This window comes from Bacillus sp. 196mf (assembly GCF_003217275.1).
GTDB lineage: Bacteria > Bacillota > Bacilli > Bacillales > Bacillaceae_G > Bacillus_A > Bacillus_A thuringiensis_S.
Map to the genome: position 1 here is coordinate 1 of NZ_QJTG01000048.1, position 15477 is coordinate 15477.

Genomic DNA, 15477 nt, shown 5'->3' on the forward strand with positions numbered 1-15477 from the left:
GTCAGTCTTTGGTCTGCCATACGTAACACGTATGTTCAATGGAAACTTCGGCAATATTTCCATTCTTAGACTGCGAAGCGTTTCAATGACCCTGCACTTCGGGCGACGATACTCCACTTTGGACTATGGTTCAAGCAGTTTAGCCTTCATCCTTATTCATAACATTTTTACCTTGCCCCTCAGTCGTACCTAGGTCATTTTGGTAACTTAGGGCTTTCCTTGCATGCTCTGGTCCCCTCCGGGTTTCCCCTTCTAGGTAAGCAAGGTGGTAAATGAGTTAAGCACAGACTCCCATCTCTTGTCTAAGGAGATTCTCTACATGCCCGTATGGGCGCACTCCAAACTCATCATTTGATGAAACTTGAACTTTATTCGTAAAGTTACCGTTCGCAAGATGATGAATCCCATTAGAAATTTCATCAAAGTATTTTAAATACGTTTTTGTCAAAAAGAAGAAAAAGATAATAGATAACGGAATAAAGAAAATTAAAAAGAAGTTAATGTCTCCAAATTCCCTTACCATTGACCTAAATTGTGCTAAAGGCTCTTCGTAGCGAACCATCGTTTTATAATACAACTGCAATCCTTTATAAATTATATAAGTTACAGTTGCTGCAAGCACCATACTTAACGCAAATAAGGCAATCATTTTAAATCGAAAACTTTTCATCATATTAGCCATTGAAAGTATAACCTACTCCCCACACTGTTTTTATTAATTTATCCTTTCTTTTATCTTCTCCAAGTTTCTTCCGCAAAGTACGAATATGTACCATTACTGTATTTCCACCTTCATAATAATCATCCGCCCATACGTGCTGAAAAATATTTTCCACATTGTATACTTTCTTCGGATGACTCGCTAATAAATATAAAATATCGAACTCTTTCGGCGTTAATTCAATTTGCTCACCATACACATCAACCGTCCTGCGCTCAGGATTAATTACGACTCCGCCTATTTCTAAAGCAGATTTACTCTCCGCTACTTTCGGTTGATTTAACGTAAAAAACCTACGCAGTTGTGCATTTACACGTGCAACTAATTCTATTGGTGTGAAAGGCTTCGTCATATAATCATCCGCACCTAGTACAAGACCTGTCACCTTATCAAAGTCCGAAGTTTTCGCGCTTAAAAAAATAATCGGCATATGATGTTTCGCGCGAATTTGACGCGTCACCTCATAACCATCCATTTTCGGCATCATAATATCTAAAACTACCAAGTCGATTGGCTTCGTTTCAATAATATGAACTGCCTCTTCCCCATCCGCTGCTTTCACAACATGGTACCCTTCTTTTTCTAAATGTATCTCAATTAAGTCAGCAATTTCCGCCTCATCATCAGCTATTAAAATTGAAATGCGCTTCATTTTACTCCCCCTTTTCCATTCCATTTTTATACGCTCGATTGTAAACTAGTCTATCCAATTTGTACAATACGAAAAGGCTACTCGTTAAAGTAACCTTGGTAAATAAAATTATATCAGCGATTTTCCAATTATATCGACTTACCGACAATGAACGACAAAATCCTCTCGCTATTTGCGGGCATCCTAATGAAACTTCCATTTACCGCTCAAAAACAATCCGCTGCTTCGTAATTTCTTCCAATCTTTCGCGGTCAACTTTATACTCAGCTTCAACACTTTGCGGTACAATCACTTTCCCGCCCTCAAGCGTCACTTCCGGTGAAATAATATCCCTCTGCCAATGTCTACTAGAAGCGGATATATCACCAGGAATCGTAAAGTTCGGCAGTGAAGCAAGAGCAACATTTTGCGCTCGTGAAATCCCCATTTCTACCATACCGCCGCACCAAACGGGTATGTTATGCTCCATGCAATAATTATGAATTTGAACCGACTCTGTTAATCCGCCTACTCGCCCTGGCTTAATGTTAACGATGCGGCAACTACCAAGCGTAATCGCAACGCGCGCATCTTCTAAACTATGGATACTTTCATCTAAACAAATCGGCGTTTCAATTTTCTTTTGCAACTCCGCGTGATCAAGAAAATCGTAATCCGCTAACGGTTGTTCAATCATCATTAATTGGAATTCATCTAGTCGTTTCAGCCTCTCCGTATCCGCTAATGTATACGCTGAATTCGCATCTGCCATTAGCGGGATATGCGGAAACTCTTTTCGAATTTCTTTTAATAACTCATAATCATGCTCTGGCTTTATTTTCACTTTAAAACGCTCGTATCCTTCTTCGGCGTACTTCTCGATTTGTTTTAACATAACCGGAATTGTATTGATCCCAATTACAACGCCGACTTCAATTTCATGACTAGTTCCGCCAAGTACTGTCGCTAGCGATTTCTTTTGACGCTTCGCATATAAATCCCAAACAGCCCCCTCTATTCCGGCTTTTGCCATTCGGTTTCTTTTTATATGTTGAAATAGACCCGGTACCTCATTCGGATGAGAAATTTCAGCCTTTAATAAATCAGGTATTAAAAAGTCTTGCAGTACATGCAGCGCTGTCTTCACCGTTTCTTCCGTATACCACGGTTCAGAGAATGCAACGACTTCCCCAAATCCGATGTACCCGTCCGTATCCTCTAATTCAATAACGATACTCTCACGCTTTTCGTAAGTCCCGTAGCTTGCAGCAAACGGGATTACGAGTGGCATTTCCGTTATATACAGTGTCGCTTTTTTTATTTCCACCTACATCTCCTCCACTAATTGTCTTAACTCTCGTCTTAACAATTTTTTCGAAGCGTTACGTGGTAATTCCTCTAAGAAACATGCTTTCTTCGGCACTTTATATTTCGCTAATTTCTCCTCGCAAAAATGAAGAATTTCTTCTTCTGTTACCGCCCCGCTTTTCACAACAAAAGCAGCTGGTACTTGTCCCCATTTATCGTCAGCCATGCCGACAACACCAGCTTCCGCTACTGCCGGATGAGAAAGCAACACTTCTTCAATTTGAGCTGGATATATATTCTCTCCGCCAGAAATAATTAAATCACTGCGGCGATCTAATACGTATAAAAAACCTTCTTCGTCTAAATAACCAAGGTCGCCAGTATGAAGCCATCCGTTTTGAATAGTCTCTCGCGTCGCATCTTCACGGTTAAAGTAACCGCCTGTTACGTTCGGTCCTTTTACTACAATCTCACCTTCCGCAAATGGTGGCACTACTACGCCATCTTTTTCAATACGAAGTTGGCACTGAAATAGTGGTTTTCCAGCTGATCCTACTTTCGTTAACATGTAATCTGCGGATAACGTACAAATTTGCGAAGATGTTTCTGTCATACCGTACGTTTGATATACAGGAATCCCTTTTTCTACACATGCTTCTAATAGTGGTTTTGGCGCTGGTCCTCCGCCAAGTAACATGCATCGTAAAGAAGATGGATATGTCTCTGCCCCAAGTCGCTCTAATAAATCAGTTAACATTTTAGAAACGACAGAAATAATTGTTACTCCTCTTTTTTGAAGTGCTTTATGAATAAAATCAGCATCATATTTCGGAACAAGTAAAATACGCATGCCGTACATAATGTTTTTCATTAAAAGAGATAGCCCGCCAACATGGAACATCGGCATGCAGGCTAACCAACAATCATCATCACGAAGTCCTAAATTAAGCGACGAACCGACTGCGCTTGCCCAATGATTGCCGTACGTTAAAATAACGCCTTTCGGTTTGCCTGTCGTCCCAGACGTATAAATAATTGTCATCGCTTCTTCTAAAGAAAACTCTTCTTGTATAGAGGCTTCCTCTTTTGGTCCATTCATCACTTCGGCGAATGAATAAACAGGAACATCTTTAGTATCAAAATCTTGATCCGTTACTAAACAAACAACTTCAGCATCATCCATTTGCCAAAGTAGCTCTTCTCTTGAAAGACGCGTATTTAAAAGCACAGCTACTGCACCTACATAAGATAGGGCGTGAATAACTGTAATCATCTCCATACCATTTTTCATCAGAACAGCCACCTTTTGCCCTCGCTCCACTCCAACATGCGTGAGGTGTTCACAAACAGATACTACTTTTTCATGTAGCTCCATAAAAGTAACTTTCTCTTCCTCTATTTCAATTGCAGTGCGATCTGGTGTTAAAAATGCACGTTGCATTAACCAATTTGGCATCGTCTCCATCATTCATTCTCCTTTCATGAAAGAAAGAGACTTGATATGATATCAAGTCTCTTAGTTGTTTTGTTTCCGGTTTGACCTTATCCAGCTACAGCGGCTAGAACAGTCGGTCGTTTCACGCCTTCCTACGAGGCAAAAAGCGCCTCTACGTCAGGAGTTCCAACGCCCTCTTGTTCTAAGCGAGCCGCTTCCGCTTTTAAAACATCCAGCTACAGCAGCTAGAATGTTCGGTGGCTTCACTTCTTCCTACGAGGCAAAAAGCGCCTCTACGTCAGAAGCTCCATCCCCCTCACATTCTAAGCGAGCCGCTTCCGCTTTTGATCAAGGGAAACGAGGGAATTGACCGAAGTCCGGACTGCGTTTTTCTTTGAATGCGTCGCGACCTTCTTTTGCTTCGTCAGTTGTGTAGTACAATAACGTTGCATCTCCAGCTAGTTGTTGAATACCAGCTAGACCGTCTGTGTCTGCGTTGAATGCAGCTTTTAGGAAACGAAGTGCCATTGGGCTGTTTGCTAAGATTTCTTGTGCCCATTGTACTGTTTCTGCTTCAAGCTCTTCTAATGGTACTACAGTGTTTACTAAGCCCATATCAAGTGCTTCCCCAGCACTATATTGACGGCATAGGTACCAAATTTCGCGAGCTTTCTTGTGGCCTACCATACGAGCTAAGTAACCAGCTCCGTATCCACCGTCAAAGCTTCCTACTTTAGGACCTGTTTGTCCGAATACAGCGTTGTCTGCAGCGATTGTTAAGTCACATACGATATGAAGTACGTGTCCTCCACCGATTGCATAACCTGCTACCATTGCGATAACTGGTTTAGGAATTGCGCGAATTAGACGTTGTAAGTCTAATACGTTTAGACGTGGGATTTGGTCGTCACCTACATATCCACCATGACCGCGAACTTTTTGGTCGCCGCCAGAACAGAATGCACGTCCACCTTCTCCTGTTAAAATGATAACGCCAACATTTGCATCATCACGAGCGTGTGCAAATGCATTGATTAACTCCATTACCGTTTTTGGACGGAATGCGTTATGTACTTCAGGGCGGTTAATCGAAATCTTTGCGATACCATTGTATGTTGAATAAATAATATCTTCGTAATTGCCTTCTGTTACCCATTCAATAGCCATTACAACTACCTCCTTGTATATTTCTGATCTCCTCTATAAGTGTGACTTCCTTCTTGCTGAAAAAAGCATCACTGCATAGTTTTTAGAAATCCCTTTACTATTGTATCAAACTTTTCCGGTTGTTCCACATGAATTGCATGGCCAGCACCATCAATTTTGACAATTTTCGCATCAGAAACGCATTTTTCGATGTTTTTTAATATGCGAAAGAACTTTTCATCATATTCTCCGTTCATTAAAAGAACAGGTATTTTTAAGTTTTTCAGCTCATCCCACCATGAAGGCTGAGCCCCTGTTCCCATGCCGCGCAAGCTATTCGCGAGCCCTTTTGGGTTGTTAGCAAGCCGTTCTTTTCGCACCGCTTCTTGTACGTTTTCTGCTAAACGTTTTTGCGTTTCAAAAATCGGAATATTTTCCCACATAGAAACAAAACTTTGAACGCCTTCTCGCTCAATTTTATTAGCAAGTCGATCATCTTTTTCACGACGTTCTTTTCTATCCTCTTCGTTTTCGAGCCCAGCTGTACAATTTTCTAATAAAAGAGAGTGTACATAATCTGGATATAGACATGCCATCGTAATCGCTAATCTACCGCCCATTGAATAGCCAAGTATATGTGCTTTTTCAATCTGAAGGTAATCTAATAGTTCTTTCATTTGCAATGCCACATTTCGGATATCATAATGTGCAACATCTTCAGGACTCTCGGTCTTTCCGTGTCCAACAAGATCTACTACAATAACTTGAAACTGCTCGCTCCATGAAGGGATAAAAGAACGCCACGTTTCCATGCTTCCCGTAAAACCATGAAGAAGTAGAAGTGGTTCCCCGCTCCCGACTACTTCATATTCATACGATACACCTTGCAGTGTTACGTTCATTTTGATTCACCTTGCAATGATGTAGTAATTACGTCCTGTGTTTTTGCCCATAACGTACGGTGCAATGTTAAGTTTTCATCACGGTTCGTACAAATTTCCACAACGTGTAAACCTTTTGTCGTTGCTCCCTTTTGTACTTCTTCACGGAATTGCTCCCAACCATTTACACGGCTAAATGAACCACCGTACATTTTGACAACGTGCTCATAATCAAGCCCAATTGGAGTTCCAAATAATGATTCAAAATGTTCCTTTTTCTCATATTGTGGTAAGAATGAGAAAATACCCCCGCCATCATTATTTACAACGACAATTGTTATGTTTAATTCATGTAATTTCGCTGCTAATAGCCCATTTAAATCGTGATAAAATGATAAATCACCAATCACTAATACGAGCGGATCGCAAATAATGCTCGCTCCTAAAGCTGTCGAAATGATTCCATCAATCCCATTTACACCGCGGTTTGCCATCACTTGAATATTTTTATCCGATGTGAAGAAGAATGAGTCTGTATCACGAATTGGCATACTATTGCTCGCAAATAATGTTGCTCCTTCTGGTAATACGCGTACAATATCTGTAATAACCTTTCCTTCAAATGCAGTATCATATGTTTCTATTTCACGAAGCGTTTCCTTCGTTTTTTCGTTTATATGTTGCCACATTACGAACCAATCATTCTTCTTCATAACTGGCATTTTTTCTATTACTTCCTTGCAAAATTCAATGTCACTTGCTTGCACAACTTCTGTCGCAACAAGAGCTGGATCTCTCCATTGTCCTGATTCATCGACAACGATATGAACTGCTTTCGTTTGTTTTTTTATGAACTGCGTTAATGATTTAGAAACAGGCATACCACCAAAGCGAATTAAAACGTCCGGTTTCCACGTTTTTTTTAACTGTTCATTTCGTAAAAATGTATCGTAACAGTCAATTACCATCGTTTTATCGTGGTGTCCGCTACGAATATTAGAAAGTGGGTCTGCTAATATAGGATAGCCAGTTTTTTCAGCTAGTTCTGTGGCAAACATTGCAATTTCCGAATGACTATCATCACCACAAATAATAAGCCCCTTTTCCATATGTGAAAGGCGCCCTACAAGAGAATCTACATATTCACTCGGCATCGTCACGTTTCCTTGCTGAACTACTCCTGTATATTCACTACGTCCTTTATCCCATAAGCTTTCTAGTGAGAAATCGGGGATAAGTGGCTCGCGAACTGGAAAATTAAGATGAACAGGACCCTGCGGCGCTAAACAAGCACTTGCTACTATGCGCTGCGTCGTCATACGAGCGTAATGATACATCGCTTCACTCGCTTCTGGCAGTGCCATCTCTGTAAATTGTTTCACAAAAGTACCGTATAAATTAAATTGATTCATTGCTTGTGGTGCACCCACATCTCTTAATTCATGCGGTCTATCCGCTGTTAAGACGATAAGCGGGACCCTTGAATGAAAAGCTTCACATACAGCTGGATAGTAATTAGCTGCTGCTGTTCCTGACGTACATAATAATGCTACTGGGCGTTTTTTCGCTTTCGCAATACCGAGCGCGAAAAATCCTGCTGATCTTTCATCTACATGTAAATATGTGTTCATTCCTTCGTGTTGTTCCATTAGTAAAGCAATCGGCGTTGACCGTGAGCCTGGACTAATGACAACATCACATACATCTAGACGCGTCAGTTCATCCACGAACGCGCCTAAATAATATGATAATGCTTCTATATGATTGTTCATTTCATTAATTCCTCCAAAGCACCAAGCATCGGTCTAAACTTCAAACTTGTTTCTTCATATTCAAGCTGCGGGATTGAATCAATTACAATACCACAACCGGCAAATAAGGATGCTTTCTCGCCGTTTAATAATCCGCAGCGCAGTGCAACCGCAAATTCACCATTTCCTTCATCATCTATCCAGCCAATCGGTGCACCATACAATCCTCTGTCTAACAATTCAACATCACGAATCAGTTTCATCGCTTCCAAACGAGGTGTCCCGCCAAGAGCTGGTGTTGGATGTAATTCTTCTACCATTGTTAAAAGACTTGCATCGCCTTTTGCTTCTACAGGCGTATATAAGTGAATTAAGTTTTTCGTTGTTAATAAGCCTGGGCTTTCCGGAATATTAACGTATTCGCAATGTTCATTTAGTACCGAGCGAATCATGTTAACAACATACCCATGTTCAGCTAAATTCTTTTCATCATGAAGAAGCGCATTACTATTTCGTTCACTTTCTTCTATAGAATGACCATGACCGATTGAACCCGCAAGACACATCGATGTAAATTTCTCATCTTCTTTGCGAATTAATCTCTCAGGCGTCGCTCCTAAGAAGCATGCTCCTTTATAATCAAAAGAAAATACGTAACAATCCGGTTGACCAATGCGAAGTGCTTCTAAAACGAGAGCAGAATCAATCGAATGATTCATCTCTAATTTAAGTTCCCTCGCCAATACAACCTTCTGCACGTTACCCTGCTTCATCTCATCTTGTACTTTTTCAATTGCTTTCATCCAGCCTTTCGGATCCACTTCTACTTTAGAAATAACAGCTAATTTCGATCCGTTTAGCGCACATTTACTCTCTCCCAAAATTTTCTCTTCTAAAGAAATCATTTCGTTATAAAGAGTTTCTGCACAATCTGTTGCTGAAACAAATGTATTCATCGTTAACCATGCTTTTTCATTTTTTACAGTTAATAAAAATGCTGGTAGTGAAAATGTCGTATCTTTAAACTCTTTCCATAGGTCCGTTTTCTCTTTTTCTGGATCAAAGGAAAAACCACCAAATAAAAGTGGACCCGTTCCAAATTCATATTCATCTCTTTGGACAAATGCATTCTCTTTTACTTTCTCCCACTCGTCGCGAGCGGTTTGAAAGCGCTTATGAGAAGAATTTGCTATAGTGAAAACAGAGCCAATTCCTGCAAATATTACATGCTGAGCCGGGTCTGCAAAATAACATCTATTTTCGAATGAAATCCTTTTTCCTGCTGCATAGAACAGAAGTGGATCCACCCAGTCTATTTGTTTTACAAAACTAACCAATGTTTTTTCGTTAGTTGCACGCTTGATAGCTGCAATAAGAACTTCTTGCAAACCTTTTTGTTTCGTTTGAATCACAATTGTCTCCCCCCTATGGGCGAAAAATAGTCATAATTACGCTTGATTTTAAGATACACCTCAAACGAAAGGCCTGTCAACGTTTAGCATTTCTGAGAAATTCACCTTCTCTTCCTAGAAAATAAACGTTGACACTAAATGATGCTTTTTCTACACTTAGTTGTGTACAATATGTGACCAAAGGAGGATTCACCATGGAAATGAACGTCAAAACGAATTCCTCTCCTACGGCGCCAAAGCCAAGTAAGCAAACAGGCTGGCGCATCTGGTGGAGTTTACTACGTCCCCATACATTAACAGCCGCTTTCGTACCTGTTTTCATCGGAACAGCATATTCGATGCAGGTCGGAGGTATAAATCAAATACATCTTCCTCTTTTCCTTATGATGCTTCTTGCTTGTCTTCTCATTCAAGCAGCAACAAACATGTTTAATGAATATTTTGATTATAAAAGAGGACTTGATCACGAAGGTTCAGTTGGTATCGGCGGCGCTATCGTTCGCGATGGCATTCAGCCAAAAACAGTGCTTAACTTAGCATTTGGATTTTTCGGCATCGCAATACTATTAGGTATTTATATTTGTATAAATTCTAGTTGGTGGCTTGCTGCAATCGGTCTTGTTTGTATGGCCGTTGCTTACCTTTATACAGGTGGCCCACTTCCAATTGCATATACACCATTTGGAGAGTTGACAGCCGGATTATTTATGGGTGTCATTATTATTGGGATTTCATTTTTTATTCAAACTGGCACTGTAACATCAGAAGTCATTTTACTATCTATTCCAAGCTCCATTTTAATTGGTGCCATTTTACTAGCTAATAATATTCGTGACTTGGATGGCGATAAAGAAAACGGTCGTAAAACGTTAGCAATTCTCGTTGGACGTGAAAGAGCTGTTGGTGTACTTGCTTCGATGTTCATCGTTTCCTACATTTGGACAATTGCTTTAATTATCGTGGGCATCGTATCACCATGGATGCTTATCGTATTTTTAAGTGCACCGAAAGCATTTAAAGCGACGAAAGGCTTTATCGGCAAAAGCATTCCAATGGAAATGGTACCTGCGATGATTGCAACAGCAAATACAAATACAATCTTCGGTTTCCTAATGGGAATCGGATTATTACTTGGATACTTTCTATAAAAGGAGCTGCTTATGCGGCTCCTTTTTCATATCTGAAATTCATCTCATAATTCCTACTCTCAACGCTCATACTATGTAAAGAAACTGAATTGTAGGAAGGTGGACGACTATGTTAACTCCACAACAAGTAGGTCAATTTAAATCCATTTTAGAAAAACAAAAACAAGAACTGGAACAAACGATACAAACTCATGAAAATACAGATCGTGCTTCTGAACGCGATTCAGTAGGAGAACTGTCTAGCTATGACAACCATCCAGGTGATATGGCTACAGAGCTATATGAACGTGAAAAAGACTTCGGGCTTATTGAACTTTGGCATAAACAGCTTGAGGAGACGAAACATGCCCTACAAAAAATAGAAGCGGGTACGTACGGCATTTGTGAAGTGTCTGGCGAAGAAATTCCATTTGAAAGATTGGAAGCAATGCCGACTGCTACAACATGCATACAGCACGCGACAAATAAGTTAAATATGAATACACGGCCAGTTGAAGAAGAAGTGTTGTCTCCTTCTTTCCACAAGCATGATGAGGACCATTCTGTTGAGTACGATGCGGAAGATGCGTGGCAAGATGTCGCAAATTACGGAACATCTGAAACGCCGTCTGATTTAGAAAGACAAGATTCAAAAAACTATAATGGCATGTATGTAAATAGTGAAGAAAACGTAGGCTACGTGGAGGATTTTGAAAACTTTATCGGTACGGATATGTACGGGAAAAACCCACAAGTTTTCGCTACAGAAGAGCATGAAGAATATGAACAAATGCTTGATGATTTTGAAGAACGTACCTTCAAAGGTGAATTATCTTCAAATGAATCTAGTTCCAAAGAATAAAAAAAAGCATTCCGAAAATCGGAATGCTTTTATCGCTAGCTAATTAGTTTTTTGTAACGTTAGCTGCTTGTGGTCCGCGGTTTCCTTCAACGATTTCGAAAGAAACTTCTTGACCTTCTTCTAAAGTTTTGAAGCCGTCGCCTTGGATAGCTGAGAAATGTACGAATACGTCTTCTCCGCCTTCAACTTCGATGAAGCCAAAACCTTTTTCGCCGTTAAACCATTTAACTTTACCTGTTTGCATGTCATGTACCTCCTAAATAAAAATGAAACTATGAATCCACATGAAAAGGTGGATATAAAGGACATGAATGTATAACAAGCTTACAGCCTTTAATACAACGTGCTTTATTTCCGTACCACATTATGTAGCTCAATAGTGCTTTCACTATATCATGCTATATCGAAAACGTCAAATGAGAACACTTTCATTCCATCATTTTTTATAATCCTAGTATAACCTTAAATTTTCATTCTATTTTTATTCAAAAATTAACAAAAATACAGTACTCTAATTCTTTTAACTTCTGTACAATATAATTACTACATATTTATGAGGTGAAAAAATGCAAGCACATGAAATCGAGTATAAGCTATATGGCGATGATATGCAGTTTGTTGAAATTGAATTAGATCCAAAAGAAAGCGTTATCGCAGAAGCTGGCGCAATGATGATGATGGAAGATTACATTGAAATGGAAACAATCTTTGGTGACGGTTCTGGCCCATCTAACGGTTTATTCGGCAAATTAATGGGCGCTGGTAAACGTCTCGTTACAGGCGAAAGTATGTTTATGACTGTATTTACAAATACAGGTCACGGCAAACGCCACGTCTCATTTGCTGCTCCTTATCCTGGTAAAATTATTCCTGTAGATTTAACAGAATATCAAGGAAAAGTAGTTTGTCAAAAAGATGCCTTTCTTTGTGCCGCAAAAGGTGTTTCTATCGGAATTGAATTTACGAAAAAAATAGGAACTGGTTTCTTCGGTGGTGAAGGGTTTATCATGCAGAAACTTGAAGGTGACGGCCTTGCTTTCATGCACGCAGGTGGAACTGTATATAAACGTGAATTAAAACCTGGTGAGAAACTTCGCATTGATACAGGTTGTCTCGTTGCCATGACAAAAGATATTAACTATGATATCGAATTCGTTGGTAAAGTAAAAACAGCTCTATTTGGCGGCGAGGGTTTATTCTTCGCAACATTAGAAGGTCCTGGAACAGTTTGGATTCAGTCCTTAACACTTAGCCGATTAGCAGCACGCCTTACAAGCCCAGCAGCGCAAAGTACTGGCGAAGGTAGTGTATTAGGTGGCCTTGGTCGTTTATTGGATGGGAAAGAGTAAAAAGGGCCCTTATGCAGGCTTGTCCATCGACTAATATAATACTAAAATTAAACACCCTTGCTTGCAGTAATGCAGTGAAAGGGTGTTTTAATTTACGTCTACAAACGAGAAAAAGCAGATGAAATAAAGTAATAAGGTTTACTTCAGTAAAATAAGGTATATTATATTTGTTGAATAGATTCTCTTTCAAGACAAGAAAAGTAGGTGAACAAAGTGGGAAAATATCAATTGGATTCCAAAAGTCAGGTAGCTGTGGCAAAGTTTCATGAAAAACAGAAGCCTGCCAAATTTGATAAAAAGCAGCAACTTGAACAATTACGTGCGGAGTATTTGAAAAAAAAGCAAAAACAAACAGATAAATAATATGTTTCGTTTCCCGAAATTTTCGGTATATAGTGCGAACAAACACAAGTAAATAGGTAATCATCGTTCAAATATATACAGACTATTTTTTCAAACCTCTTACAAGCCCAGCATTATAAAGTACTGGTGAAAGTAGTATATTAGGTGGCCTTGTTCACCTTTTAGATGGAAAAGAGTAAAAAATGCCTCCAATGCAAAAAAACATCGGAGGCATTTCTCTAAAGTTTATGACTATGGCACTTTATTTTTACTGCGGAGGGCTATACATACCATTTCGAATCATATAATACTCCATCGCTTCATTAAGCCATGTCTCTTCTTCTTCCGTGTAAGGAGATGGCATCATATTATTATATTGTTCTTCTACATTCTCTAATTTACCTAAAGAATACATTGTCTCTTCACCAACATACTTAAGAGTCGCCTTCATATGTTCATCAACCAATTTTTGCACTTCTGAATCCTCAATTTGTCTTCCGAATAATCTTTTCACTTCTTTTGCTAAACGCACAAACTCTTTATCAAGTGCTATGCCCTCTTCTTCCGACTTATTATATAATCCATCAGCCAAGTCTTTTGATACATATCCTTCAAGCCATAAACGTTGTTCGTTTTCTTTTTGAATGCTGTTAATTAGACTCATTAATATGTCACTATCCAACTCTTCATCTTCCTCAAGACATACCATTGTTCGTTCAAGCGCCTTTATCGAAACTTCAATGTGTCTTCTCTTTTCTTCAAAGGCTTTTCTTTGTTGTTCCAACGTTTCTTTTAAATTTACATTCAAACTTGGCATTTTCAGCATAACGCGTATTTCTTCTAAACTATATCCTAATACTTTAAGACTCACTATTTTCTGTAGTTCTAATATATCTTTTCCTTTGTACACACGGTGACCAGAGCTAACATTCTTTCCAGGTTTAAGTAGTCCAATTTCATCGTAATATTGTAGTGTCCGTATTGATGTGCCTGTCCTCTTTGCAAACTCACCAATTGAACAGCCTTCCCTTTTGCTCATCTTACACTCCTCCTAACAATATGTTTACAAAAATCATACTCCCTCACGTAACTGTAGGTTCAAGTCTTTTTTCCAAAAGCATGAATCAAGTTCCTCACCGCATATATTAAACTATACCTTTTCTTAAGGAGGGCTTCCTTAATGCGTACTCCTTTATCCTTTGATAAAGACACTGCCATACTGTTAGCTTCTTGTTGTGAGTTAACGTATGAACAATATAAACAAAATGGTATTTTCGAAATACCAGATGGTTTTCAATATGTACAAGGGTTTCAAGGAAAAGCCATTCAAACAACAGAATGGTTCGGGTTTATATTAGAATCTGAGGATACAATTATCGTTGCCTTCAGGGGCACTCAAACAGACCCTGATTGGATTATTGACTCTCTCGTCAATCAAAAACCTTATCCTTATGCTTTAAATAGCGGAAATGTCCATAACGGCTTTCTCTCTATTTATGAGTCTTGTCGTGATTCTATTATGGATATGCTCGTATCATTGCCAGCACATAAAAAACTGCTAGCTACTGGCCATAGTCTAGGTGGTGCGCTTGCCACATTACACATATTAGATGCACGTATAAATACTGCCTTCGCACAGTATGGACTTTATACATTCGCTTCTCCAAAAGTAGGAGATATCGCTTTTCGAAATTATTATAAACTACAAGTAGCTAGTAGCTTTCGTTTCGTCAACTTGTTCGATGTCGTTCCACTTCTCCCTCCCCGAAACATAAATTTTAATGATCATGATTGGGAGTATGCACACGTCCATCACAATATGACATTTACAAAAAATACAAAATCCATTACAAATAATCATTCCATTACAACATACAAAACATGTCTGACTTCTCATTTTTAACCAGTAAACAATTGGAAATAAAATATTCGTATACTATAATACTCTATGAAGTTATTTTTGGATGAGGGGACCTTACATGTTAAAATTTATCTTCACACTTTTTCTTATTGTAATTTTTACGGTCACAGGTTTCTTTACATTTTCATACTTTGCGACAGGAGAGTATGATGGGGCAGGTATCATATATACCACTGTTCCATTTCTTTCTTAAGCAAAATAAATAAAACGAGCTTAATTTTATTAAGCCCGTTTTATTTATTAATATCCATTTTTGGTAACTACTCAGCCACCTTTTGGTGTCTTTTTTTAATTTTACTAGTTTCATATGCCTCCCATTTGTAAATACTGAGTATATCAAACAGGGGGGTGAATAGGATGGTCGATCGAAAAATCATTTTAGATGCATATAAAAAAGGACCTGAAGCTGTTATTTCTTTATTTGAAGAAACATTCTCTAAGTTAGAAAAACGGATTCAAGAACTAGAACATGCTTCAAAAAAAAACTCTACAAATAGTCATAAACCACCTTCTACAGATGGTTTGCGTAAACCTGTTACAAAAAGTTTGCGCAAATCCTCCCAGCGTCCAACCGGTGGCCAGTTGGGCCAC

General features: G+C 39.0%; 16 protein-coding genes and 1 pseudogene. 7 read left to right on the forward strand and 10 right to left on the reverse strand.

Features of this window, described 5'->3' with window-relative positions; all coding sequences use genetic code 11:
* Positions 1-337 precede the first annotated feature (337 nt).
* The 8 genes and pseudogenes from ATL10_RS29040 to ATL10_RS29085 all read right to left on the reverse strand — a co-directional run.
* Positions 338-682, reverse strand: a pseudogene (locus ATL10_RS29040) (HAMP domain-containing protein); the annotation flags it as partial.
* Complete coding sequence (locus ATL10_RS29045) at positions 675-1373, reverse strand: response regulator transcription factor (protein WP_090976770.1); 699 nt, start codon at positions 1371-1373, stop codon at positions 675-677. The gene ATL10_RS29045 and the pseudogene ATL10_RS29040, both read right to left, overlap by 8 nt.
* 199 nt (positions 1374-1572) lie before the next feature.
* A complete protein-coding gene (gene menC / locus ATL10_RS29055) occupies positions 1573-2679 on the reverse strand; it encodes an o-succinylbenzoate synthase (protein ID WP_090976765.1) in 1107 nt (368 codons plus the stop codon).
* Complete coding sequence (locus ATL10_RS29060) at positions 2680-4125, reverse strand: o-succinylbenzoate--CoA ligase (RefSeq protein ID WP_139213246.1); 1446 nt, start codon at positions 4123-4125, stop codon at positions 2680-2682. It lies immediately after the preceding gene.
* A 318-nt stretch (positions 4126-4443) separates the two neighbouring features.
* On the reverse strand, positions 4444-5262 hold the full coding sequence (gene menB / locus ATL10_RS29070; protein WP_065229489.1) for a 1,4-dihydroxy-2-naphthoyl-CoA synthase: 819 nt from the start codon (positions 5260-5262) through the stop codon (positions 4444-4446).
* 68 nt (positions 5263-5330) lie between these two features.
* Positions 5331-6143, reverse strand: coding sequence for a 2-succinyl-6-hydroxy-2,4-cyclohexadiene-1-carboxylate synthase (menH, locus tag ATL10_RS29075; RefSeq protein WP_110498127.1), 813 nt, complete (start codon positions 6141-6143; stop codon positions 5331-5333).
* The gene (gene menD, locus ATL10_RS29080; RefSeq protein ID WP_075717051.1) at positions 6140-7894 is read right to left on the reverse strand and encodes a 2-succinyl-5-enolpyruvyl-6-hydroxy-3-cyclohexene-1-carboxylic-acid synthase; all 1755 of its coding nucleotides are present in this window, start codon (positions 7892-7894) and stop codon (positions 6140-6142) included. The genes menH and menD overlap by 4 nt, the downstream gene beginning before the upstream one ends.
* Positions 7891-9285, reverse strand: coding sequence for an isochorismate synthase (locus ATL10_RS29085; RefSeq protein ID WP_090976759.1), 1395 nt, complete (start codon positions 9283-9285; stop codon positions 7891-7893). Before ATL10_RS29085 ends, menD begins: the two co-directional genes overlap by 4 nt.
* 194 nt (positions 9286-9479) lie before the next feature.
* On the opposite strand from ATL10_RS29085, the gene ATL10_RS29090 reads away from it, so the two are divergent.
* Complete coding sequence (locus tag ATL10_RS29090) at positions 9480-10433, forward strand: 1,4-dihydroxy-2-naphthoate polyprenyltransferase (RefSeq protein WP_110498129.1); 954 nt, start codon at positions 9480-9482, stop codon at positions 10431-10433.
* Between the two features lie 109 nt (positions 10434-10542).
* Entirely contained in the window at positions 10543-11274 is a 732-nt protein-coding gene (locus ATL10_RS29095) for a yteA family sporulation protein (RefSeq protein ID WP_000957398.1), read from the forward strand.
* Between the two features lie 43 nt (positions 11275-11317).
* Here the strand turns inward: ATL10_RS29095 and cspD are convergent, their stop codons facing one another.
* Positions 11318-11518, reverse strand: coding sequence for a cold-shock protein CspD (gene cspD / locus ATL10_RS29100; protein WP_001193052.1), 201 nt, complete (start codon positions 11516-11518; stop codon positions 11318-11320).
* A 322-nt stretch (positions 11519-11840) separates the two neighbouring features.
* Between cspD and ATL10_RS29105 the strand changes: the two genes are divergently transcribed.
* Both ATL10_RS29105 and ATL10_RS31460 read left to right on the forward strand, forming a co-directional pair.
* Positions 11841-12623 carry a TIGR00266 family protein gene (locus ATL10_RS29105; protein ID WP_001147841.1) on the forward strand — a complete coding sequence of 261 codons (783 nt, stop codon included), beginning with the start codon at positions 11841-11843 and terminating at the stop codon, positions 12621-12623.
* A gap of 213 nt (positions 12624-12836) precedes the next feature.
* Positions 12837-12986 carry a hypothetical protein gene (locus ATL10_RS31460; RefSeq protein WP_000521642.1) on the forward strand — a complete coding sequence of 50 codons (150 nt, stop codon included), beginning with the start codon at positions 12837-12839 and terminating at the stop codon, positions 12984-12986.
* A gap of 247 nt (positions 12987-13233) precedes the next feature.
* On the opposite strand, the gene ATL10_RS29115 is transcribed toward ATL10_RS31460, so the two are convergent.
* Positions 13234-14004, reverse strand: coding sequence for a MerR family transcriptional regulator (locus ATL10_RS29115; protein ID WP_000043962.1), 771 nt, complete (start codon positions 14002-14004; stop codon positions 13234-13236).
* Positions 14005-14145: 141 nt separating this feature from the next.
* Here ATL10_RS29115 and ATL10_RS29120 point away from each other — a divergent pair, with 141 nt between their 5' ends.
* The 3 genes from ATL10_RS29120 to ATL10_RS29130 all read left to right on the forward strand — a co-directional run.
* Positions 14146-14868 carry a lipase family protein gene (locus tag ATL10_RS29120; protein ID WP_001260112.1) on the forward strand — a complete coding sequence of 241 codons (723 nt, stop codon included), beginning with the start codon at positions 14146-14148 and terminating at the stop codon, positions 14866-14868.
* A gap of 76 nt (positions 14869-14944) precedes the next feature.
* Complete coding sequence (locus tag ATL10_RS32060) at positions 14945-15079, forward strand: hypothetical protein (RefSeq protein WP_016079902.1); 135 nt, start codon at positions 14945-14947, stop codon at positions 15077-15079.
* Positions 15080-15243: 164 nt separating this feature from the next.
* On the forward strand, positions 15244-15477 hold a 234-nt coding region (locus ATL10_RS29130; protein ID WP_258375828.1), incomplete at its 3' end, for a DUF6444 domain-containing protein.

Excerpts from the sequence above, each read along its gene's own strand:
- ATL10_RS29045 (WP_090976770.1), bottom strand. The coding sequence starts at position 1,373 with ATGAAGCGCATTTCAATTTTAATAGCTGATGATGAGGCGGAAATTGCT.
- ATL10_RS29060 (WP_139213246.1), bottom strand. The coding sequence starts at position 4,125 with ATGGAGACGATGCCAAATTGGTTAATGCAACGTGCATTTTTAACACCA.
- menB (WP_065229489.1), bottom strand. The coding sequence starts at position 5,262 with ATGGCTATTGAATGGGTAACAGAAGGCAATTACGAAGATATTATTTAT.
- menH (WP_110498127.1), bottom strand. The coding sequence starts at position 6,143 with ATGAACGTAACACTGCAAGGTGTATCGTATGAATATGAAGTAGTCGGG.
- menD (WP_075717051.1), bottom strand. The coding sequence starts at position 7,894 with ATGAACAATCATATAGAAGCATTATCATATTATTTAGGCGCGTTCGTG.
- ATL10_RS29090 (WP_110498129.1), top strand. The coding sequence starts at position 9,480 with ATGGAAATGAACGTCAAAACGAATTCCTCTCCTACGGCGCCAAAGCCA.
- ATL10_RS29095 (WP_000957398.1), top strand. The coding sequence starts at position 10,543 with ATGTTAACTCCACAACAAGTAGGTCAATTTAAATCCATTTTAGAAAAA.
- cspD (WP_001193052.1), bottom strand. The coding sequence starts at position 11,518 with ATGCAAACAGGTAAAGTTAAATGGTTTAACGGCGAAAAAGGTTTTGGC.
- ATL10_RS29105 (WP_001147841.1), top strand. The coding sequence starts at position 11,841 with ATGCAAGCACATGAAATCGAGTATAAGCTATATGGCGATGATATGCAG.
- ATL10_RS29115 (WP_000043962.1), bottom strand. The coding sequence starts at position 14,004 with ATGAGCAAAAGGGAAGGCTGTTCAATTGGTGAGTTTGCAAAGAGGACA.
- ATL10_RS29120 (WP_001260112.1), top strand. The coding sequence starts at position 14,146 with ATGCGTACTCCTTTATCCTTTGATAAAGACACTGCCATACTGTTAGCT.
- ATL10_RS32060 (WP_016079902.1), top strand. The coding sequence starts at position 14,945 with ATGTTAAAATTTATCTTCACACTTTTTCTTATTGTAATTTTTACGGTC.